The organism is Pseudotabrizicola sp., assembly GCF_030656345.1.
In the GTDB taxonomy this organism is placed as follows: domain Bacteria; phylum Pseudomonadota; class Alphaproteobacteria; order Rhodobacterales; family Rhodobacteraceae; genus Pseudotabrizicola.
In genome coordinates this window covers 368,947-388,743 of sequence record NZ_JAUSNR010000026.1, presented here as the reverse complement: position 1 = coordinate 388,743, position 19,797 = coordinate 368,947, and the positions used below count along the sequence as shown (strand labels likewise).

The 19,797-nt window shown below is 65.9% G+C and carries 18 protein-coding genes; 2 read left to right on the top strand and 16 right to left on the bottom strand.

Annotation, left to right across the window (positions count from 1 at the left end; all coding sequences use genetic code 11):
- Positions 1 to 128: 128 nt before the first annotated feature.
- Positions 129 to 593, top strand: coding sequence for an Hsp20 family protein (locus tag Q7J44_RS17065; RefSeq protein WP_304881924.1), 465 nt, complete (start codon positions 129 to 131; stop codon positions 591 to 593).
- 67 nt (positions 594 to 660) lie between these two features.
- Here Q7J44_RS17065 and Q7J44_RS17060 read toward each other — a convergent pair whose 3' ends face one another.
- The 8 genes from Q7J44_RS17060 to Q7J44_RS17025 form a co-directional block, all read right to left on the bottom strand.
- Positions 661 to 2,610: a von Willebrand factor type A domain-containing protein gene (locus Q7J44_RS17060; RefSeq protein ID WP_304881922.1), complete on the bottom strand. Its 1,950-nt coding sequence runs from the start codon at positions 2,608 to 2,610 to the stop codon at positions 661 to 663.
- Positions 2,607 to 3,146 carry an RNA polymerase sigma factor gene (locus Q7J44_RS17055; RefSeq protein ID WP_304881920.1) on the bottom strand — a complete coding sequence of 180 codons (540 nt, stop codon included), beginning with the start codon at positions 3,144 to 3,146 and terminating at the stop codon, positions 2,607 to 2,609. The genes Q7J44_RS17060 and Q7J44_RS17055 overlap by 4 nt, the downstream gene beginning before the upstream one ends.
- A 404-nt stretch (positions 3,147 to 3,550) precedes the next feature.
- Positions 3,551 to 4,102 (bottom strand): peptidoglycan-binding protein, encoded by a 552-nt coding sequence (locus Q7J44_RS17050; RefSeq protein WP_304881918.1) that lies wholly within the window; start codon positions 4,100 to 4,102, stop codon positions 3,551 to 3,553.
- A 146-nt stretch (positions 4,103 to 4,248) separates the two neighbouring features.
- The gene (locus Q7J44_RS17045) at positions 4,249 to 5,820 is read right to left on the bottom strand and encodes a 5-guanidino-2-oxopentanoate decarboxylase (protein ID WP_304881916.1); all 1,572 of its coding nucleotides are present in this window, start codon (positions 5,818 to 5,820) and stop codon (positions 4,249 to 4,251) included.
- A 3-nt stretch (positions 5,821 to 5,823) separates the two neighbouring features.
- Positions 5,824 to 6,999 carry a pyridoxal phosphate-dependent aminotransferase gene (locus Q7J44_RS17040; protein ID WP_304881915.1) on the bottom strand — a complete coding sequence of 392 codons (1,176 nt, stop codon included), beginning with the start codon at positions 6,997 to 6,999 and terminating at the stop codon, positions 5,824 to 5,826.
- Positions 6,996 to 7,643 carry a TetR/AcrR family transcriptional regulator gene (locus Q7J44_RS17035; RefSeq protein WP_304881914.1) on the bottom strand — a complete coding sequence of 216 codons (648 nt, stop codon included), beginning with the start codon at positions 7,641 to 7,643 and terminating at the stop codon, positions 6,996 to 6,998. Before Q7J44_RS17035 ends, Q7J44_RS17040 begins: the two co-directional genes overlap by 4 nt.
- A gap of 104 nt (positions 7,644 to 7,747) precedes the next feature.
- On the bottom strand, positions 7,748 to 8,662 hold the full coding sequence (locus Q7J44_RS17030; RefSeq protein ID WP_304881913.1) for a cation diffusion facilitator family transporter: 915 nt from the start codon (positions 8,660 to 8,662) through the stop codon (positions 7,748 to 7,750).
- A 128-nt stretch (positions 8,663 to 8,790) separates the two neighbouring features.
- Positions 8,791 to 9,459 carry an SH3 domain-containing protein gene (locus Q7J44_RS17025; protein WP_304881911.1) on the bottom strand — a complete coding sequence of 223 codons (669 nt, stop codon included), beginning with the start codon at positions 9,457 to 9,459 and terminating at the stop codon, positions 8,791 to 8,793.
- A gap of 186 nt (positions 9,460 to 9,645) precedes the next feature.
- Here Q7J44_RS17025 and Q7J44_RS17020 point away from each other — a divergent pair, with 186 nt between their 5' ends.
- Positions 9,646 to 10,632, top strand: coding sequence for a D-glycerate dehydrogenase (locus Q7J44_RS17020; protein WP_304881909.1), 987 nt, complete (start codon positions 9,646 to 9,648; stop codon positions 10,630 to 10,632).
- 271 nt (positions 10,633 to 10,903) lie between these two features.
- On the opposite strand, the gene Q7J44_RS17015 is transcribed toward Q7J44_RS17020, so the two are convergent.
- The 8 genes from Q7J44_RS17015 to Q7J44_RS16980 all read right to left on the bottom strand — a co-directional run bounded on the left by Q7J44_RS17015 (position 10,904) and on the right by Q7J44_RS16980 (position 19,621).
- Entirely contained in the window at positions 10,904 to 11,908 is a 1,005-nt protein-coding gene (locus Q7J44_RS17015; RefSeq protein ID WP_304881907.1) for an NAD-dependent epimerase/dehydratase family protein, read from the bottom strand.
- Positions 11,909 to 11,975: 67 nt separating this feature from the next.
- A complete protein-coding gene (locus Q7J44_RS17010; RefSeq protein ID WP_304881905.1) occupies positions 11,976 to 12,863 on the bottom strand; it encodes a DMT family transporter in 888 nt (295 codons plus the stop codon).
- Positions 12,864 to 12,958: 95 nt separating this feature from the next.
- On the bottom strand, positions 12,959 to 13,888 hold the full coding sequence (locus Q7J44_RS17005; RefSeq protein ID WP_370693027.1) for a 2-hydroxyacid dehydrogenase: 930 nt from the start codon (positions 13,886 to 13,888) through the stop codon (positions 12,959 to 12,961).
- Positions 13,889 to 15,028, bottom strand: coding sequence for a rod shape-determining protein RodA (gene rodA, locus Q7J44_RS17000; protein ID WP_304881903.1), 1,140 nt, complete (start codon positions 15,026 to 15,028; stop codon positions 13,889 to 13,891).
- Positions 15,029 to 15,037: 9 nt separating this feature from the next.
- The gene (gene mrdA, locus Q7J44_RS16995; protein ID WP_304881902.1) at positions 15,038 to 16,981 is read right to left on the bottom strand and encodes a penicillin-binding protein 2; all 1,944 of its coding nucleotides are present in this window, start codon (positions 16,979 to 16,981) and stop codon (positions 15,038 to 15,040) included.
- 10 nt (positions 16,982 to 16,991) lie between these two features.
- Positions 16,992 to 17,540 (bottom strand): rod shape-determining protein MreD, encoded by a 549-nt coding sequence (locus Q7J44_RS16990; RefSeq protein ID WP_304881900.1) that lies wholly within the window; start codon positions 17,538 to 17,540, stop codon positions 16,992 to 16,994.
- Positions 17,524 to 18,507 (bottom strand): rod shape-determining protein MreC, encoded by a 984-nt coding sequence (mreC, locus tag Q7J44_RS16985; RefSeq protein WP_304881898.1) that lies wholly within the window; start codon positions 18,505 to 18,507, stop codon positions 17,524 to 17,526. Before mreC ends, Q7J44_RS16990 begins: the two co-directional genes overlap by 17 nt.
- 76 nt (positions 18,508 to 18,583) lie before the next feature.
- The gene (locus Q7J44_RS16980) at positions 18,584 to 19,621 is read right to left on the bottom strand and encodes a rod shape-determining protein (protein ID WP_304881896.1); all 1,038 of its coding nucleotides are present in this window, start codon (positions 19,619 to 19,621) and stop codon (positions 18,584 to 18,586) included.
- Positions 19,622 to 19,797 lie beyond the last annotated feature (176 nt).

Sequence of the window (19,797 nt, the reverse complement as noted above, 5' to 3'; positions counted from 1 at the left end):
TCCCCTTGAAACCGGGTTTTGGGCTTCCTAAATTTCCCTCATCCGGGTGCCACAACGGGCCCGGACCTTTGACTGGCCGCCCCTGACCGGGGGCCTTTCCACTGCATCGCTTTTGAAAAGGATGACCCATGCGTAACTTTGATCTTGCCCCGCTCTATCGTGCCACCGTCGGCTTCGACCGCATCGCCGATCTGGTCGACCGCGCCCTGACCACGGATGTGGCGCAACCGACCTACCCACCCTACAACATTGAAAAGACGGACGAAGATGCCTACCGCATCTCTGTCGCAGTCGCCGGTTTCACCCCTGACGAGCTGTCGGTCGAGGTGAAGGAAGGGGCGCTGTATGTCACCGCCCGCAAGGCCCCCGAGGCCGAGGGCAAAACCTACCTGCACCGTGGCATCGCCACCCGCGCGTTTGAGCGCCGCTTTGCACTGGCCGATCATGTGCGTGTGACCGGGGCCGAACATGCCCATGGCATGCTGCACATCGACCTGATCCGCGAAACGCCCGAGGCGCTGAAGCCCCGCCGGATCGAGATCGGCCGTGCGTCCGACGTGCAGGCCAAGGCGCTGGAAAGCACCGTGAACTGATCACGGCTGTGGTTTGACGTAAGGCCCGCCGGACATGGTCCGGCGGGCCTTTTTCTGGCGGTTTTGCCTATTGTGCCAGCGATTGCGCCAGCCGCATCAGCGTCACCGCCTCATTCCGGTAGCCAAAGCGGTCTTCGCCACGGCTCGCCTCTGCCAGCGTGATCGCCTCGTCCCATCCCCAATCACCCAGATAGACCGATCCGCGCAGCAACTGGCCGAACCCGGCGACGGCACTGGCAAAGCGGGCACCATCCCCCACCTCGCCACCCGCCACGATCGGTGCTTCAATCAGGGCGCTGACCGATTCCCCCGGGGCCTTGTAGCGCAGGCGCAGAAAGCCAAGCTCGGGTGCACCCTCTACAATATCCCCGGTTGCGGCCTCATCCGCCATCGCGTCTGCGACTGGCGCGCCATAGCGCAGCGGGTCGTGGCGCAGGGCCGGGCTGCCGGGGGCCGTCACCTCATAGATCGCCGTGACCTGATGGCCCGCCCCGATCTCGCCCGCGTCCACCGCGTCAATGTTGAAATCCTCGCGCCGCAGCGCGCGGGTTTCATAGCCGATCAGCCGGTATTCGGCGACCTGTTCCGGGTTCCATTCGACCTGGACCTTCACGTCATCGGCAATCGGGAACAATACCCCGGTCAGCTGGTCCACCAGCACCTTGCGCGCCTCCAGCAGAGTGTCGATATAAGCTGCCGTGCCGTTGCCGTTCTGCGCCAGCGACTGCATCACCGCATCATCCAGATTGCCCCGGCCAAAGCCCAGCACCGACAGGTAGACCCCGGTCTTGCGCTTGCGGGCGACAAAGGCCTCCAGCCCTTCGGGATCATCGACGCCAAGGTTGAAATCGCCATCGGTGGCCAGCAGAATGCGGCTGACCTCACCTGCCGCCGTCATGCCTTCGGCAAGGCGGTAGGCCAGCGTCAGCCCCGCCGCGCCCGCCGTCGCCCCGCCCGCATCCAGCCGGTCGAGTGCCGCCAGAATGGTGGCGCGTTCGCCCGCTGGCGTCGGGGCCAGCACTTCGCCCACCGATCCGGCATAGGCGACGATGGCAACCTGATCTTCGGGGCGCAGTTCGGCCAGCATCAGCCCCAGCGATTGTTTGAGCAGCGGCAGTTTGCCCGGTTCATTCATCGACCCCGAGGTGTCGATCAGCAATACAAGGTTCAGCGGCGGCCGCGCCGCCACTTCGGGCATGCGGCCTTGCAACCCGATCTGCACCAGCCGCGTGTCTGGGTTCCAAGGGGTCGGCATCACGGTGATGCTGGGGCGGAACGGCGGCTCTCCGGCTTCGGGTGCGGGGTAGGTGTAGGGGAAATAGTTCAGCATTTCCTCTACCCGCACCGCATCGGGTGGCGGCAGGCTGCCCGCCATCAGGCTGCTGCGGATGATGGCATAAGACGCGGTGTCAACTTCCGCCGAAAAGGTAGAGACCGGGGTTTCCGCCGTCACCTGCACCGGGCTGGCACCTGCATTGGCAAAGACCTCGGTATCGACATCCGGGACCATCAGACCGGGTTCCGGCACCGACATGACGGACGGGGCCACCTCCAGCACCAGATCTGCAGCGCCACCCTGTGGCGCGGCAGGGGCCGGGGTGGTCTTGCGGGTCATCATCGGTTCCGGCGCGGGTTCTGCAACCTCAGCAGGGGCCATCGCCGCCATCTCTTCACTGCGCTGCGCCGGGTCCGGCGCGGCCATTCTGCTGGTCGGCACCTCTGCCTGTGGCAGGAAGACCACCAGCCCGACCGCAAGCGCTGCGGCAGAGGTTGTGGCGGCCAGAATGGGTTTCAGGGTCAAAGCTCTCAGCATCTTGCGCACTCCGCTTGCAAAGCCCGCCGTCGGCGGGCGGTCAGCAGTGGAACGCAGCGGAGTCGCCGATCCTTGGCGCGACAGGGCCGAGTCTTCATAGGCCGCCATCGCACGGTTCAGCGCTTCGGCCCTGGCCGCCGGGTCGCTGGCCGGGGCCGCCTGCAGCGCGGCGCGCAGCTTGTCGAATTCGGGGTCGCGGGTCATGCCTTTGCCTCCTCGGTGGCCATGGCGCGCAGCCGTTTCTTCACCTCTGACATCCGCCAGGCAATCGTGCCCTCGGACAGGCCCAGCACCATTCCGGCTTCGGCCTGGGTCATGTCTTCGCCCAGCACCAGCGCCACGGTGTCGCGCAATTCCACCGGCAGCCGGGTCATGGCCCCCGCCAGCCAGTCCTGTGCGGCGCGGTCTTCGGCCATAGCCTCTTGCCGGGCGATTTCCCAATCTCCCCAGCCGTCTGCCGCGCGGCTGCGCACGGCGGCGCGGCGGCGGGCGTCATGGGCGGCATTGACCACCACCCGGTACAGCCATGTGGTGAACCGCGCCTCGGCCCGCCAGCCGCGCAAGCGGTGGGGCAGGACGGCGCAGATTTCCTGCGCCAGATCCTCGGCCTCTGTGCGGCTGCCGGTCAACCGCCAGCCCAGCCCGAAAATCCGGTCATAGTGCCGGGTCACCAGCGCCGCAAAGGCGGCGTGGTCGCCGCTGGCTGCGGCTTGGGCAAGGGTTTCATCCGAGGTGTCCATCAACATCACATTAGGTCAGACGCAGGCCGGGGGGCAATCCTTGGCGACGGGTCCGGCAAATGAAGGGTAAATTTCCGGCGTATCATGCTCGCTGCCCTGTGATAAAAAAGGTGCCCCGGCCTGGGGAAGGCCGGGGCACCGGACACGCCTTGCATTGGGGGACAACAGCAAGGCGGTTTGCAAAGACCGATGGGAAAAGCAATGCATCAGATCGGTAAAGAAATCCTGCGCCCCGGACCGAGAGTGACCGGGGCGCAGGCCCCGCCTTGCCCCGGACCAGGGCAAGGCGGGTGCTAAAATGACTTTGCGCGAAATAGGCACCCCGACCCGGGGATAGGCCGGGGTGCCGGGTGCGCCTTGCCTGAGGGGACAGTGCGGCAAGACGCGGTAAAATCAGGGCGAGATCAGTAGATCAGGCTGTCGTAGATGCCGTAGCTGCCAGCGCGGGTCTGCAACTGACGCTCGCCGCCGCTGTCGCGGGCATAGGCGACCACCGCATTATAGGTGCCGGGGCCAAAGGCGGCATCAATCCCGCCGTTGTAGTAGCCAAAGGCGCGCAGACGGCTTTGGATCGCGCGGCGCTGTGCCACGGAATAGGTGTTGAAGGTCTGCGCCGCGACCGTGGCGTGCACCGAGTTGTTCGACCCGATCACCCGGCCGCTGGTGCTTTGGTGGTGGTCATGGCGCGGGCGGTACTGCTGGTTGTAGTCATTGTGCGGGCGATACTGCGGCTGGGGTTGCCGCTGCGGCTGCGGGCGATACACCTGCTGCGGCTGGGCCCGTGGTGCCCGGGCCTGTGCATCATTGATCAGCGCGCCGACGATCACGGTGGCGGCCACGCCTTTCAGAAAGTTGCGCTCGTTCTTGCCAAGCGCCTGTGCCGGGGCAGCGGCGGTGAGGGCGATGGACAATGCGGTGACAGCAGCAACGGCAGCAGTTTTCACGTTCCTAAACATCGGGTTTCCTTTCCCAGGGTTTGCGGGGCTGAGCAGAGCGCCGCTGTGATGGGAAACGATATGCGCCGATGGGCCGCGCTAGGCAAAAACGCCGCAGTGCTATGGGATAGCACCTTTCATATCAACGGGTTATCGGGGTGGACCCTTCAGGGCGCGCGCAGCTCGATCAGCCGGGGGCCGGTGTGGGGGGGGTGCAAGGCTGCGCGCAGGGCGTCAACGTCGGGCAACAGACTGGCAAAGGGCAGCCCGCAGGCTTGCGCAAAGGGCGCAAGACTCAGCGGTGACGGATCACAGCCGATCACCTGCGCGCCCGCGCCTGACATCGCCTCGGCAATCTCACGGTAGCCGTTGTTGTTCCAGACGATGAAGGTGATGGGCAGAGCTTCATCACGGGCGGTGCGCAATTCAGCGGCGCTGAATTGTAAGCCTCCGTCGCCGATCAGGCAGACGACAGGAGTTCCCGGCGCGCCAAGGGCTGCGCCGATGGCGGCACCGGGGCCAAAGCCAAGCGCGCCGAACCCGGTGGCGGCGTTGAACCAGCCCCCGGCGCGGTCGTGATCGTAGAACAGGTTCGCGGCATAGACCGGCTGGGTGCTGTCACCCACCAGAATCGCCCCGGGCAGCGCATCACGGATCGCCTCGACGATTTCCAGCTGCGCCTGCATCGCCGGATGCAGCCCCGCCAGTTCGGCCCGTGCCGCGACCCGGGCGGCCTCGGCCCGTACCGGACCATCGGCCTGTCGCATGTCCACCGCCTGTACCAAAGCCTGCAGCGTCAGCCCGGCATCAGCCTGAATGCGCAGCGCCGCCGGGTGCCGCGCCAGCTGTTCGGCGCAGACATCCACCCGGATCATCCCCGACAGATCGGGAAAGCCGCCGCGCATGTACATGTCGTAATCGGTCGGCCCCAGTTCGGTGCCCACCGCCAGCACCTGATCGGCCCCTGCAATCAGCGCCCGCACCGCCTCAAGGCTGGGCGAGGCGGGCACACCCAAGGCATGTCCGAACATCACGCCGCGCGCGTTCACCGTCTGCACCACCGGCGCATCCAGCGCCTGCGTCAGGGCCCGCAACGGTTCCGCCGCCGCTTTGGCACCGCCGCCGGCCAGTATGACCACCCGCTGCGCCCGGTTCAGCAGCCCCGCCGCATCGGCCACCGCCGCTGCATCCGGCGTGCGGATCGCCCGCGGCAGCGCAGGCGGCAAGGCCGCCGCCTCCAGCGCCATCACATCGGTCGGCACCTCGATATGCACTGGGCCGGGCCGCGCGCCCAGCATCAGCGCAAAGGCCCGGTCCAGCACCGGGCCGAGCATGTCGGGCGCAGTGACGCGCAGCGTCGGGCACAGCGCCCCCACCATCCCGGCCTGATCGGGCAATTCATGCAGCAGGCCAAAGCCTTGCCCCAGCGATGAGCGTCGGTTCACGCCTGATACCACCAGCATCGGCACCGAATCGGCGCGCGCCTGTGCCATCGCGGTCAGCGCATTGGTCAGCCCCGGCCCGGTGATCACAAAGGCCACCCCCGGCCGCCCCGTCACACGGGCATAGCCATCGGCCATAAAGGCGGCACCCTGTTCGTGCCGCGCCGTCACATGCCGCACCGCTGACCCGGCCAGCCCCCGGTATAATCCCACCGTGTGCACACCCGGAATGCCGAACACCAGATCCACGCCGCGCGCCGCCAGCCCTTCGACCAGCCGCATCCCCACCGTTGCCATGCCTTATGCCCCCTGCCGTGCAAAGCGCGCGATGCGCGCCGCAGCCTCGCCAATCACCGCATCCGGTTGCGTCAGGCTGATCCGCAGCCAGCCCGCCAGCCCGTCGCCAAAGCTTTCCCCCGGCATGCAGGCCACCCCTTCGGCCTCCAGCAGCGCAAGGGCAAACCCTTCGCCGGTCATCCCGCTGGCGCGCACGTCCAGCAGCGCGAACATCCCGGCATCCGGGCGATGCACCCGCAGCCCCGCCACCCCGTCCAGGCTTTCCCACAGCATCTGCGCCCGCGCTGCATAGCGCGCGGCCATTCCGCGAGCGACGGGCGAGGGGGCCGAAATCGCATCCGCCGTCGCGTCGGCCAGAAACGGCTGGTTGCCGAACAGCATGGTTTCGGCCAGCGGCAGGGCGCGGCTGATGAACTCTGCCGGGCCGACGCACCAGCCCGACCGGAACCCCGGTGCGGCGTGGGATTTGGAGATCGAAGAGGCCGCGATCACCCGGTCTGCCAGACCGGGATGCGACAGGGGCGACACGAATCTTGTGCCGTCAAACACCAGCTCTTCATAGACCTCATCCGTCAGGATCCACAGATCATGCGCGCGCGCCACCGCGCCCAAAGCGGCGATATCGGCGTCGCGCAGCACCGCCCCGGTCGGGTTGTGCGGCGTGTTCAGGAACAGCACCCGGCTGCGCTTTGTGATCCGCGCCTCGACATCCGCCGCCTGCATCCGGAAGCCGTGTTCGGCCCGCAGCGGCACCGGCACCATGCTGGCCCCGCTGGCCCGGATCACCCCTTCATAGGTGGCGTACATCGGGTCGCCCACCAGCACCTCAGCCCCGTTTTCGGCCAAAGCGCGCAGCACCATGTACAGCACGGTCTGCGTACCCGGCAGACACAGGAACTGATCGGTCTCAAATCCGCGCCCGTGCCGCAGGCTGTAGCGGTCGGCCAGGGCCTGCAGCAACCCCGCCTCACCGCGCCCGTTGGAATAGCCGGTACGACCCGAGGTCAGCGCCTTAGCCGCCACATCCAGCAGACGGGCGGGCGGCGGCGTGTCCGGCTCGCCGATGGTCAGCTCCAGCACCTGCCGTCCCGCAGCCTTCAGCGCCCGCGCGCGGATGTGCACGCCCCATTTGGCCCCGCCCAGACCGGCCAGATCGTCAAGAACAGCAGCGTATTTCATAGAACCTCGACAGGGTTGGGGGGTGGGGATGGCATTGGCACGTCAAGAATTGCCGCAATGGCAGACAGGCCGATCCGCTCCATCTCTCCGGCGGCAAAACTGTCGGTCAGCATGCCGCCCTCCAGCCACAGCCCGTCAATCACCGCGTTGCAGGCAATCGAAAGCGCGCGCGCGCGGGCCGGGTCGTCCTTGCCGGGCAGCGCCTGAATCAGCGCCTGCAAACGGTCGCGAAAGTTCAGATATGTCGCCTCATGCACCGCATGCATCGCCGGATCGCGGCGCACATGGTGCAGGAACCCGGCCCAAAGCCGCACCCGTTCGCCATCCATCACCGGCGGCCGCAGACTGGCCGCAACAAAGGCCGCCAGCCGCGCCGCCGGATCGTCGCTGGCGTTGTCGGTCGCGGCCAGACTTTCCGCCGTCATCCGCTCCATCAGCGTGGCATAGGCGGCGCGGGTCAGATCATCCTTGGACTGGAAGTAATGCCGGATCAGCCCCGCCGTGATGCCCGCCCGCGCGGCAATCGCCCGCACCGTCGCCGCCTGTGGCCCGCCTTCGGCCATCAGTTCAAGCGCCGCCGTGATCAGCGCGTCGCGGCGCTGTTCCTGCGATTCACGACGATAGGGGCGGCGGTCTTCGGCCATGGCGCATCCTTAATTATACGCCTGTATAATTACCCTGAACTGCTGGGTTTTCCAACCCCTGATGAAAGCCGTTTCGCTGCGTAAATTCCGACCGCTTGGGCGGGTCACCGCTGCGGCGGCGGGGCCAGCCCCGGCACCTCTGGCAGATCCCACACATCCTTGTGTACGATCACATCGGCCTGCGGATAGGCCTGCAGGATTGCCCGGCGCAGCCCCGCGCCGATGGCATGCGCCTCGCGCAGGGGCTGGGCACCATCCAGCTCGATGTGGATCTGCACAAAGACCCGGCTTCCGGCGGTGCGTGTCTTGATGTCATGATAGCCCAGCACCCCCGGCCAGTCGCGGGCGATGGCCTCGATCCCGGCGATCACCACCGGGTCGGCCCGCCGGTCCATCAGCGCGTGGAACGCCTCGCGCCCGATCCGTACCGCCCCCAGCGCCAGCATCCCCGCCGCCGCCAGAGCCACCACCGAATCAACAGATGTCAGCCCAAACGCGCGCGAGGCCCAAAGTGAGGCAATCGCACCGATATTCGGCAACAGGTCGCCCAGATAATGCAGCCGGTCCGCCGCCACCACCTTATTGCCGGTGCGCCGGGCGACGCGGCCCTGCCAGATCACCAGCCCCAGCGTCAGCAGGATCGAGACCGCCATCACCCCCATGCCCACGCCTTCGCGGGAAAGGGTTTCAGGCTCGGGTGCCAGCAAGCGCTGCACTGCCGCAACCCCGATCACTCCGGCCGAGACCAGAATGAACAGCGCCTGCCCGAGCGAGGCCAGATCTTCGGCCGAGGTGTGGCCAAAGGCATGATCCTCATCCGCAGGCTTGGCCGCATAGAGAATCGCTGCCATCGCCATCAGGCTGACCATCAGGTCCATTGCACTGTCGGCCAGCGACGCCGCCACCGACAAAGACCCGGTCTGCCCCAGCGCCCAGAGCTTGAGGATGACCAGCACCCCCGCAACAGAGACCGAGGCGATGCCCGCCGACAAATTCAACCGTGTCTGTTCGGATGCCATCTTCGCCCCCAAGGTCCTGTCAAAGCGGCATGCGCTACCCAGGAGGGGGCGTCAAGGGCAAGCGGTTGTACGATTGCAAGCGATACGGCACCCCCCTCCGGAGGCGTGGTCAGATGCCTGATACTTGCTCAGTCGATCACCTCATCCGCCGTCACGCCCCACAGGCTGCTGACCGGGGCCCAGCCCTTTTGCCCGTCGACCGTGACGCGGCACCAGCCATCTTTGCAGGCGATCAGCCGGGTCACCACGCCGCGCTCGGCCTGAAACGCGGCCAGTGAGGCGGTGTCGGGGCGGCTGAAGAACGTCGCCATCTCCTCATTCACCATCACCGATCGCACGCCTGACACCAGCGCATAATGCATCCAGCCGCCCATGCCTTCGGCGTCCTCGACCCGGCGCCAGTGGCCATGCTCGGCGGTGACCTTCAGCGGCATGCCGACCCGGGTGAACACCCAGTCGATCCGGTGCGACAGCCCCGGCCCGCGCCGGGCATAGCCCTCGTTCGTCTTGAGCGAGACATAACGCGGCAAGGGCAGGTTGGTGACCGCGCCCTTGTTCGGGTCGCGCGGCACCGCCACCACCGCTGCTGGCGCGGGCGGCCCAAGCGGGCGCATCACTGGCCGCACCTCTGTCGCCGCTGCCGGTGCGGCGGAAGCACTTACGGGGGTTGCTGTCAGCGGCTCGGCTTCCGCTCCAGCCGGTGCAAGCACCGGATTGGGCCTTGGCCGGACCACATCCGCCAGCACCGGGCCCGCACCCAGACTCAGGGCAATACCCGTTACCAATGCCTTCAGCATGTTGTTCACCATCCGCCTGTGGCCGGGTATGCCCCCGGTCTGTTGGTTCTGTCTGCGATACGGCCCGGCAAGGGGCCGCAAATCCTCAACACTGCGGGGCTGATCGCATAGGGTCTTGTGCCCCGTCCCGCTTGCCGTCACTTTGCCCTGAGGCGCGCGCCAAGATCAAGTCCACGGAGGCCTAAGATGCCCGCACAGCGGTTGAGTGTTGTAGTCACGCGACGGTTGCCCGAACCGGTCGAGACCCGGATGAAGGAATTGTTCGATGTCGAGCTGCGCGATCCCGACACAAAAATGACCCGCGAGGATCTGGCAGGCGCCATGCGCCGCGCCGATGTGCTGGTGCCCTGTGTGACCGATCAGATCGATGCGGGGCTGATCGGGCAGGCCGGGGACAGGCTGAAACTGATCGCCAATTATGGCGCGGGGGTGGACCATATCGACGTGGCCACCGCGCGCCAGCGTGGCATTCTGGTGTCCAACACCCCCGGCGTGGTGACCGAAGACACCGCCGACATGACGCTGGCGCTGATCCTGGCCGTCACCCGCCGCATTCCCGAAGGGCTTGCGGTGATGCAGGCCGGTGACTGGCAGGGCTGGGCCCCGACCGCCTATCTGGGCGGGCGGCTGGGTGGCAAAAGGCTGGGCATCCTTGGTATGGGCCGCATCGGGCAGGCGGTGGCGCGCCGCGCCCGCGCCTTTGGCATGCAGGTCCACTACAACAACCGCAAACGCCTGCGCCCCGAGATTGAGGCAGAGCTGGACGCCACATGGTGGGAAAGCCTTGACCAGATGGTCAGCCGGATGGACATTCTGTCGGTCAACTGCCCGCACACGCCCTCAACCTATCACCTGATGAACGCGCGGCGGCTGAAGCTGATGAAACCGACTGCGGTGATCGTGAACACCTCACGTGGCGAGGTGATTGACGAAAACGCCCTGACCCGTGGCCTGCGCGCGGGTGAACTGGGCGGCGCGGGGCTCGACGTGTTCGAACACGGGCACGAGGTGAACCCCCGCCTGCGCGAACTGCCCAACGTGGTGCTGCTGCCGCATATGGGCAGCGCCACACTGGAGGGGCGGATCGAAATGGGCGAAAAGGTCATCATCAACATCAAGACCTTCGCTGACGGCCACCGCCCCCCGGATCAGGTGGTGCCGGGCCAGCTGTAGCCTTTTAAGAAAATGGAGCGGCTGCGCCGCGTTGTCCTTATCTCGCCTCTGGCGTGCCGCCAACCGGCTCGGACGTTGCGCGTCCCGCGCGGGGAGTATTTGGGAAAGCTGCAAGCCAGAGGCGCGTTCTTCTGGTTTGCAGCTTTCCCAAATACTCTGGGGTCAGCCGCCCCACTTAGGGCGGCAAGGGGCAAAGCCCCTTGGTCCGAGGCGGTTGGCGGCACGCCAGAGCCGAGACAGAAACAGTGCGCGCGTCAGCGCGCTCCGCTTTTTATCTGCCGTTCCAGCCGCGATACCAGTCGACGAATCGTGCCACGCCGTCGTGCAGATGGGTGCGGGGCAGGGGGCCGACCAGCGCGTCGATCAGGCTGGCATCGGCCCAGGTGGCGGGTACGTCGCCGGGCTGCATCGGCAGCAGGGTCTGCCGGGCGGTGCGGCCGGTTGCGGCCTCAATCGCCTTGATGAACCCGGTCAGCTGTTCCGGCGCGCCATTGCCGATGTTGACCACACGGAACGGAGCGACGGGGGACAGGCTGTCCATCGGCCCGGCCGGGGTGGTGCCGGGCACGGCGGTGATCAGCCGGGTGATGCCTTCGATCAGATCATCGACATACGTGAAATCGCGCTGCATGTCGCCGTGGTTGTAGACGTCAATCGGGTCGCCATTCAGGATCGCCTTGGTGAATTTGAACAGCGCCATGTCCGGGCGCCCCCACGGGCCATAGACGGTAAAGAACCGGAACATCGTTACCGGCAGGCCGAACAGATGCGCGTAGCTGTGGGCCATCGCCTCAGTCGCGATCTTGGTGGCGGCGTAAAAGCTCATCGGATGGGTGGCCCGGTCGGTCTCGGCATAGGGCATTCTGGTATTGGCACCATAGGCCGAGGAGGTAGAGGCCATCAGCAGATGCTTTGGCGGATGGGCGCGCGCTGCCTCCAGCACCTCATGCGTGCCGATCAGGTTGGACTGTACATAAGACCGTGGCGCGTCGATGGAAGCGCGCACCCCGGCCTGTGCCGCCAGATGGACGATCACATCAGGGTGCCGCGCGGCAACCAGTGCGGTCAGACGGTCCGGGTCTTCCAGCATTCCCTGTTCAAATGCGAACTCCGGCTGCGCCTGCAGGATCTCCAGCCGGGCGCGTTTCAGCGCCGGGTCGTAATAGTCGGTCATCCCGTCGAAGCCGGTCACCTGCCAGCCGTCCGCCAGCATCCGCCGGGACAAGTGAAAGCCGATGAACCCGGCTGCCCCCGTGATCAGAACCTTGCCTGTCATCCCCGTCCCCGCCCTTATGCCGCCCAATCCTTAACGGCAGCGGGGTGCCGGGGTAAAGGGCTGCGTGTCAGCGCCCGACACCCAGCGCCGGGGCGCGGCGCATCCGTGCCCCTGACAGCGCGTTGAACGCCACCGCTGCCATCAGCACCGCGCCGCCGGTGAAGGTCCCGGCCGAGGCGGTTTCCCCCAGTGCCAGAAACACCCAGACCGGGGCCAGCAGCACCTCGACCATCGACAGCAGGGTCAGTTCTGCCGCCGGGATCACCCGGCTGCCTGCCGTATACAGCGCCATGCCGGTGGCCAGAACCGCCGCCCCCATGGCCAGCGAAATCGCAATGTCGCGCCCTGGCACCCAAAGGCTTTCGCCCTGCGCCGCCAGCACCATCGCCGCCGCCAGCATTGACAGCAGCCCGCCGATCACCACCGCGGGCAGCATGTCCGACAGCTTGCCCCAGCGCAGCGCGATGGTGAAGCTGGCAAAGCCAAGCGCCGACAGCAGGGCCGCCACATTGCCCGCCATCGCCCCCGCCGCCAGCCCTTCGCGCACCATCACGAACATGCCCAGCCCGGCCAGTGCAATCGCGGCCCATGTTGCGGGCCGCACGGTTTCGCGCAGGATCAGCCAGCCCATCAGCGCCGCCAGAAACGGCGAGGCGGAAAACAGAAACACCGCATTGGCCACCGTCGTTGCCTGAAAGGCAAAGATCGCGCCGCCGAAGGCGAGCACAAGCCCAAGCCCGCCCACCACGCCGGACCAGCCCACCCGGCGCAACGGGGCCACCACCTGACCCGAGCGTCCCCAGATCACCACCAGCAGCACCGGGATCATCCCGGCAGAGCGCCAGAACAGCACCGCCCAGGTGCCTGCCTGATCGATCTGCCGTATCAGCAGCCCGTTGAGCGACCACAACAGCGCCGCCAGCAGCACCAGTTTTACCCCGGTCGAATATGGCATGCCCGCCCCCTGTCACCTGCCGCAATCAAAGGCAGGGCGGGGTGGGGCGTCTGTTCTGTCCGCGACGCGAAAGGCGTCGCAGGCAGCGTGCCAGTTCAGTAGCCCAAAACGCGGTCCACCCGGTGCAGCAGTGGCTGCCCCGCCTCGGCCCGACGGATGTTTTCAGCGATGACGCCGGATGCACTGCTCGCGCGGGTGTCGGCGGCAATATGCGGCGTGACGGTCACGCAGCGATGTGCCCAGAACGCGTGATCCTGCGGCAGCGGTTCCACCCGGAACACATCGAGCGTGGCATGGCCGATCTGGCCAGTCTCCAGCGCGTCCAGCAGGGCTGCATCATCAATCAGCGGCCCGCGTCCAGGGTTCAGGATCACCGCTCCGCGCGCCGTCAGCGCCAGTGTGTCTGCGTTCAGGGTGTTTTCCGTGCCCGGCGTGCGCGGCAACAGCGTCACCACGATCTGCGCGCCGGTCAGCGCCTGGCGCAAACCATCTTCACCCGACAGGCACTTTACCCCCGACACTGATTTCTGAGTCCGGCTCCACCCGGTGACGGGAAAGTTCAGGCCCGCCAGCGCCTGCGCGCAGGCCGTGCCAAGTGCCCCAAGGCCCAGCACCGTAACGGGCCGGTTGCGCGCCAGCGGCGGCACGACCGGGTTCCACACGTGGCCGGGGTTCACGATATGCGCATCTATTCCCAGATGATGGCGCAGGGCATGGCCCACGACCCATTCAACCATGCTTTCGGTCAGGCTTGGATCGACCATCCGGCACAAAGGCTGCGTCAGCGTGTCATTGCCGACAATCCTCTCCACCCCGGCCCAGAGCGACAGCACGGCCTTGGTGCGCGTGAACGGTGTGAAATCCTGCAACGGTGCGCTGGGGGCATAGATGATGTAATCCACCGTTTCCGGTGCCGCATCCTGTACCACCTGCGCCGCAATTCCCGCATCCGAAAGCGCCTTTGGCAGCACGTCGGAATACTCCCCCCACAGGTCGGGGGCGGCGAACAGGACAGTGATCATCATCTACCTCGGTCTGTGAACATGGGCGCTCTGGATCAGGCCAAAGGCCACCAGCAGCACCAGCATCGCCGATCCGCCATAAGACAGGAACGGCAGCGGAATGCCCACCACCGGGGCAAGCCCCATCACCATGGCCAGATTGATCGCCAGATAAAAGAAGAAGTTCGCCGCAATCCCCAGGATCAGCAGCAGCGAAAACCGGTCCTTTTGCTGCATGGCCGAGACATAGCAGAACAGCAGGATCAGCCCGTACAGCACCAGAAGGCTGATCACGCCGACAAAGCCGAACTCTTCCCCCAGCGTGGTGAAGATGAAATCGGTGTGCTTTTCGGGCAGAAAATTCAGCCGGCTTTGCGTGCCCTGCATGAACCCCTTGCCCCCCCAGCCGCCCGAGCCGAGGGCGATCTGCGCCTGAATGATATTGTATCCCGCCCCCAGCGGGTCGGATGTGGGGTCAAGGAAGGTGTCGATCCGGCGGAACTGATAGTCATGCAGCATCTGCCAGTCTGTGCCCCGGCTGGTCATGATCGCCCAGATTGTGCCACCTATCGCACTGATCACCGCCGCGAAATACCACCAGCTGACCCCGGCCAGCAGCATCACCGTGCCGCCGATCATCAGCAAGATCAGCGCGGTGCCAAGGTTGGGCTGCATCAGCACCAGCACCGTGGGCACCACTGTCAGCACCACCGGGATCAGCACCCAGAACAGGCGCGAGGTTTTCTTGACATCCAGCCAGTCATAATAGGCGGCCAGCATCATCACCAGCGTGACCTTGGCCATTTCTGATGGCTGCAGGCGAAAGCCGCCGATGTCGATCCAGCGTTGCGCGCCCATGCCCATGGTGCCGAAAAATTCGACCACCAGCAGCAGCAGGATAGAGACGACATAGGCGATCAGCGACATGTTGCGCCAGAACCAGATCGGCACAAAGGCGATGATGAACATCAGGACCGCCCCCAGCGCAAACACCTGCATCTGCCGCCCGGCCCAGACATCCATCCGCCCGCCGGCAATGGAATAGAGCGCCAGCCACCCCACCGCCGACACCGCCGTCACCAGCACGATCAACGGCCAGTTCAGATACAGCACCTTGCGCAGCCCGGTGGGCACGAACTTGACGCGGTATTCCAGAAAGCTCATTCCGCCCCCTTATGCGCGGCTGGAGTCGGGGGCGCGGCCCTCGGCATCGCGCAGCGGCAGCTTTTCCAGCATCGATTCAATCCGGTTGCGTTGGCTGGCCGGATAGGCCGACAGCGGCGGCAAGCCGTTGCTCAGGGCGCGCAACAGAGCGTCGCGCGCAATGGGCGCTGCCGCGGTGGACCCGCCGCCGCCATGTTCCACCACCACAGACACCGCATAGCGCGGATTGTTATAGGGGGCATAGCCGACAAACAGCGCATGGTCGCGCCGGTTCCACGGCAGCTGATCGTTGGAAATCACCCCGCGCGCCCGTTCGGCGGCGGTGATGTTGCGCACCTGGCTGGTGCCTGTCTTGCCCGCCATCAGCATCGCCTCATCGGCGATGCGCGATGATTTCGCCGTGCCGCGTTCGCCGTTCATCACCGCAAACATGCCCGACCGGATCTTGCGCATGATCTCTTCGGAAATGCCGATGCCGGGGGCCTCTTCCACCGGCACCTCCTTGCCATCAACCGACCGCACCAGCCGGGGGTTTACCGCCCGGCCCGTTGCGATCCGCGCGGTCATCACCGCAAGCTGCAGGGGCGAGGTCAGCACATAGCCCTGACCGATGCTGGCGTTGATGGTGTCGCCGATCCGCCAGTCCTGCTTGTAGCGTTCCTGCTTCCACGCCCGGTTCGGCATGATGCCATCGGCAATCGCCGACATCGGAATGTCGTGGCGGATGCCAAGGCCAAAGCGCTTGCCCATCTCGGCGATCTTTTCGATCCCGACCCGCTGGGCAATGTCGTAATAGTAAACGTCGCAGCTTTCCGCCAAGGACTTTTCCAGATTGACCGCGCCATGCCCGCCGCGTTTCCAGCAGTGAAAGCGCCTGCCACCAAACTCCAGATAGCCGGGGCAGCGCACGGTGGTGTTGACGTTGATAACCCCCGCTTCCAGCGCCGCCAGAGCGGTGATCATCTTGAAGGTGGACCCCGGCGGATACAGACCCTGCACCGTCTTGTTGGCCAGCGGGCGGTGGTCATTCTCCATCAGCCCGTTGTAATCGGTGTGGCTGATGCCGCGCACGAACAGGTTGGGGTCAAACGACGGCGATGAAACGACCGCAATCAGATCGCCATTGGTCACATCCATCACCACAGCCGCCGCCGACTCGTCGCCCAGCCGCGCCTGCACAAAGTTCTGAACGTCCGCATCAATGGTCAGCCGCACATCGGCACCGGGATCGCCTTCTTCGCGCTCCAGCTCGCGCATGACGCGGCCCACGGCGTTGACCTCGATCCGCCTTGTGCCTGCGCGGCCACGCAGGGTGTCTTCCAGCCACCGCTCCACCCCGATCTTGCCGATCTGGAACTTGGGGATGCGCAACAGCGGGTCCGGGCTGTCCAGCGCCTCCAGATCACGCTCTGACACCGGGCCGACATAGCCCAGCACATGGGCGAAATCGATGTCGCGCGGGTATTGCCGGCTTAACCCCACCTCGGGCGACACACCGGGCAGGGACGGCGCATTCAGCGCCACTTTCGACAGGTCTTCCCAGCTCAGCCGGTCGGCCACGGTGATCGGCGCAAACGGGCTGGTGCGCTTCATTTCCTTCGCGGTGCGGTCCAGATCTTCGGCGGTCAGCGGGATGATATGCGCCAGCTTGGCCAGCACCGCATTGACGTCGCCGGCATCTTCGCGCGTGATCACCACCCGGTAATTCTGTTCATTCCCCGCCAGCACTTTGCCGTTGCGGTCATGGATCAGCCCGCGTGCGGGCGGGATCAGCCGGATCGAGATCCGGTTTTCCTCGGCCAGCAGCCGGAACTGGTCGGCCTGATCGACCGACAGATAGTGCATCCGCGCGCCCAGCACCGCAAACATTGCCGCCATCCCGCCACCCAGCAGCAGCGCCCGACGATGGGTTCCGCGGGCGGCATCTTCGGTTTCCTTCGGGCTGCGTCTCACGTTCTGCCCCTCACAAACGGCGTCCGTAACTGTCGACTTCGCCCGTTGCGGGCTTGCGCAGGTCAAAGGCCAGACGGCTGGCCCCCACGACGACAGGATAGCACAGGATCGACCACAAAACCTGCATCAAGGCAAAGCCGAATGCCGGCTGCGGCAGGAACGATAGCGTGAACACCAGCCGGTAGGCCAGCAGGCACCCGATCATCAGCCCCGCCACCATTGCCCATTCCGCCACCAGCGTCAGCTCACGCGTCAGGGCCACCCGGTTGCGCACAAACTCCACCGCGACCACCACCAGCGCGGTCCACAGCCCCGGCGGGCGCAGCAGCACCATGTCTTCCAGCAACAGCACGCCCGCCAACAGCCAGACCGGCAGGTAATCGGGTCGCCGCGTCGCCCAGGCAAAGATCAGGCACAGCAAAAGGTCCGGCCCCGGCCAGTCGCCCGCCTCTGACCCCAGAGGCAGCAGCCGCACGTACAGCATCAGCAGTGCGATGCCGACAAACAGCCCGCGATAGAACCAGGCGCTGGACCGCCACGCATCACCCACCGCTGCCATCCGTCTCTGTGCTGGCGTCTGCCGCCGGCATCGCCTCGGGCTGGTTGCCACGGGTGGGCAGGGCATCGGTGTTCAGCGCGCCGCTGGTGTCAGGGCCCGCAGGCAGCACCGGCGGCGCGATCAGCGCCCCGGCATCGGTGATCGGCACCAGCTGATGGCTGCGCAGCACGCGCAGGAATTCCAGCCGCTGGTAATCCGCGCTCAGGCTGACACGCAGCCGCCGGTCATTGCCAAGCACCACCTGACCCACCAGCAGCCCGGCGGGAAACATCCCGCCATCGCCCGAACTTACCACCCGGTCACCGGGGCGCACCACATCGGCCTGTTCCAGAAACTCCAGCGGGGGCAGGGCGGTGTTGTCGCCCGACAGCAGGGCCTTCTGGCCTGACGGCTGCACCGTCACCGGCACCCGGCTGTTGGTGTCGGTCAGCAGGATCACCCGGCTGGTCCGCTCGCCCACGCCGGAAATGCGACCGACCACGCCGATGCCATCCATCGTGGCCCAACCGTCTAAGATACCATCGCGCGCGCCAACGTTGATCAGCACCGACTGGCGGAACGGGCTGCCGCTGTCGGCGAGCACCTGCCCGGTCACATGGGTCAGCTTCGGGTCCAGCCGCACCTGATTCAGGTCCAGCAGCCGGGCATTCTGCTGTTCCAGCTGCAGCGCCGCCTCTTTCCACGCCTTCATCTGCTGCAGCTCGCGCCGCAGATCCTGATTTTGCGCATGCAGGCTGGCATAGCTTTGAAACTGTTCCACCATATCGGCGGTCTTGGTGATCGGGGTCATCACCCAGTCAAACGACGGCACCACCCGGTCAATCAGGGCGGCGCGAAACCGCTCGACCCGCGGGCTGTCGATGCGCCACAGCAAAAACAACCCCAGCAGCGCCAGCACCAGCAGCCCCACCAGCACCCGCCGGAGCGGGCGGGAAAAGTCTTCCGGGTCTGTCCGCGTCTTTGCCATGCCGGTCTGCTACGTCCAATTCATACGCCCGGCCCCGCTAAGGGCCGTGTCCACCTGTCCGGTCATCAGACCCGGATCAGCTGTCGTAATCAATCACATGCCGCAGCTGTTTTTCGTATTCCAGCGCCTTGCCGGTGCCCAGCGCCACACAATTGAGTGACTCATTGGCCACCGAAATCGACAGCCCGGTCTGTTCACGCAACGACAGGTCCAGATCGCCCAGCAGCGCGCCGCCGCCGGTCAGCATCACGCCCCGGTCAACGATGTCGGCAGCAAGGTCGGGCGGAGTCGCCTCCAGCGCCTGCATCACCGCATCGCAGATCTGCTGCACAGGTTCGGCCAAAGCCTCGGCCACCTGCGCCTGATTGATCTCGGTTTCCTTGGGCACCCCGTTCAGCAGGTCACGCCCGCGAATTGTCATGGATGCCCCGCGCCCATCATCGGGCATCCGCGCGGTGCCGATGCTCGTCTTGATCCGCTCGGCCGTGGATTCGCCGATCAGCAGGTTCTGATGACGACGCAGATAATTGATGATCGCCTCATCCATCCGGTCGCCGCCCACGCGGACCGACCGCGCATACACGATGTCGCCCAGCGACAGCACCGCCACTTCGGTGGTGCCACCCCCTATATCAACCACCATATTGCCGGTGGGATCGGTGATCGGCATCCCCGCGCCGATGGCGGCGGCAATCGGTTCCGCTATCAACCCGGCGCGGCGCGCGCCTGCCGACAGCACCGACTGCCGGATCGCGCGTTTTTCCACCGGGGTCGCGCCATGCGGCACGCAGACGATGATCTTGGGCTTGCTGAAGGTGGTGCGCTTGTGGACCTTGCGGATGAAATGCTTGATCATCTCTTCCGCCGCCTCGAAATCCGCGATCACCCCGTCGCGCATCGGGCGGATCGCCTCGATGCTGCCGGGCGTGCGGCCCAGCATCAGCTTGGCGTCCTCGCCCACGGCCAGCACCTGCTTTTTGCCGTCCTTGGTATGATAGGCCACCACCGAAGGCTCATTCAGCACGATCCCCTTGCCACGGATATAGACAAGCGTATTCGCCGTGCCGAGGTCGATCGCCATATCCGAGGAAAACAGACCCGAGAATATCGACATGCCTTTGGTGTCCTTTTAATGCGACTTTAACCCCTCGACTCGGAACTCCGATAGGGGCGAGTTCATATAAGGCTCAGGGGAAACAGGCGAAAGGGCAAAGGATCGTGCGGGCGTCAATCCGCTGTGACAGTGCAGAACTTGTCAGATTGCAATCATTGTCCCCGGTTCAGACCACA

What these genes read in the sequence shown, in the direction of transcription:
- Q7J44_RS17065 (WP_304881924.1), top strand. Translation starts at nt 129, where the DNA reads ATGCGTAACTTTGATCTTGCCCCGCTCTATCGTGCCACCGTCGGCTTC.
- Q7J44_RS17060 (WP_304881922.1), bottom strand. Translation starts at nt 2,610, where the DNA reads ATGACCCGCGACCCCGAATTCGACAAGCTGCGCGCCGCGCTGCAGGCG.
- Q7J44_RS17055 (WP_304881920.1), bottom strand. Translation starts at nt 3,146, where the DNA reads ATGGACACCTCGGATGAAACCCTTGCCCAAGCCGCAGCCAGCGGCGAC.
- Q7J44_RS17050 (WP_304881918.1), bottom strand. Translation starts at nt 4,102, where the DNA reads ATGTTTAGGAACGTGAAAACTGCTGCCGTTGCTGCTGTCACCGCATTG.
- Q7J44_RS17045 (WP_304881916.1), bottom strand. Translation starts at nt 5,820, where the DNA reads ATGGCAACGGTGGGGATGCGGCTGGTCGAAGGGCTGGCGGCGCGCGGC.
- Q7J44_RS17040 (WP_304881915.1), bottom strand. Translation starts at nt 6,999, where the DNA reads ATGAAATACGCTGCTGTTCTTGACGATCTGGCCGGTCTGGGCGGGGCC.
- Q7J44_RS17035 (WP_304881914.1), bottom strand. Translation starts at nt 7,643, where the DNA reads ATGGCCGAAGACCGCCGCCCCTATCGTCGTGAATCGCAGGAACAGCGC.
- Q7J44_RS17030 (WP_304881913.1), bottom strand. Translation starts at nt 8,662, where the DNA reads ATGGCATCCGAACAGACACGGTTGAATTTGTCGGCGGGCATCGCCTCG.
- Q7J44_RS17025 (WP_304881911.1), bottom strand. Translation starts at nt 9,459, where the DNA reads ATGCTGAAGGCATTGGTAACGGGTATTGCCCTGAGTCTGGGTGCGGGC.
- Q7J44_RS17020 (WP_304881909.1), top strand. Translation starts at nt 9,646, where the DNA reads ATGCCCGCACAGCGGTTGAGTGTTGTAGTCACGCGACGGTTGCCCGAA.
- Q7J44_RS17015 (WP_304881907.1), bottom strand. Translation starts at nt 11,908, where the DNA reads ATGACAGGCAAGGTTCTGATCACGGGGGCAGCCGGGTTCATCGGCTTT.
- Q7J44_RS17010 (WP_304881905.1), bottom strand. Translation starts at nt 12,863, where the DNA reads ATGCCATATTCGACCGGGGTAAAACTGGTGCTGCTGGCGGCGCTGTTG.
- Q7J44_RS17005 (WP_370693027.1), bottom strand. Translation starts at nt 13,888, where the DNA reads ATGATGATCACTGTCCTGTTCGCCGCCCCCGACCTGTGGGGGGAGTAT.
- rodA (WP_304881903.1), bottom strand. Translation starts at nt 15,028, where the DNA reads ATGAGCTTTCTGGAATACCGCGTCAAGTTCGTGCCCACCGGGCTGCGC.
- Q7J44_RS16990 (WP_304881900.1), bottom strand. Translation starts at nt 17,540, where the DNA reads ATGGCAGCGGTGGGTGATGCGTGGCGGTCCAGCGCCTGGTTCTATCGC.
- mreC (WP_304881898.1), bottom strand. Translation starts at nt 18,507, where the DNA reads ATGGCAAAGACGCGGACAGACCCGGAAGACTTTTCCCGCCCGCTCCGG.
- Q7J44_RS16980 (WP_304881896.1), bottom strand. Translation starts at nt 19,621, where the DNA reads ATGTCGATATTCTCGGGTCTGTTTTCCTCGGATATGGCGATCGACCTC.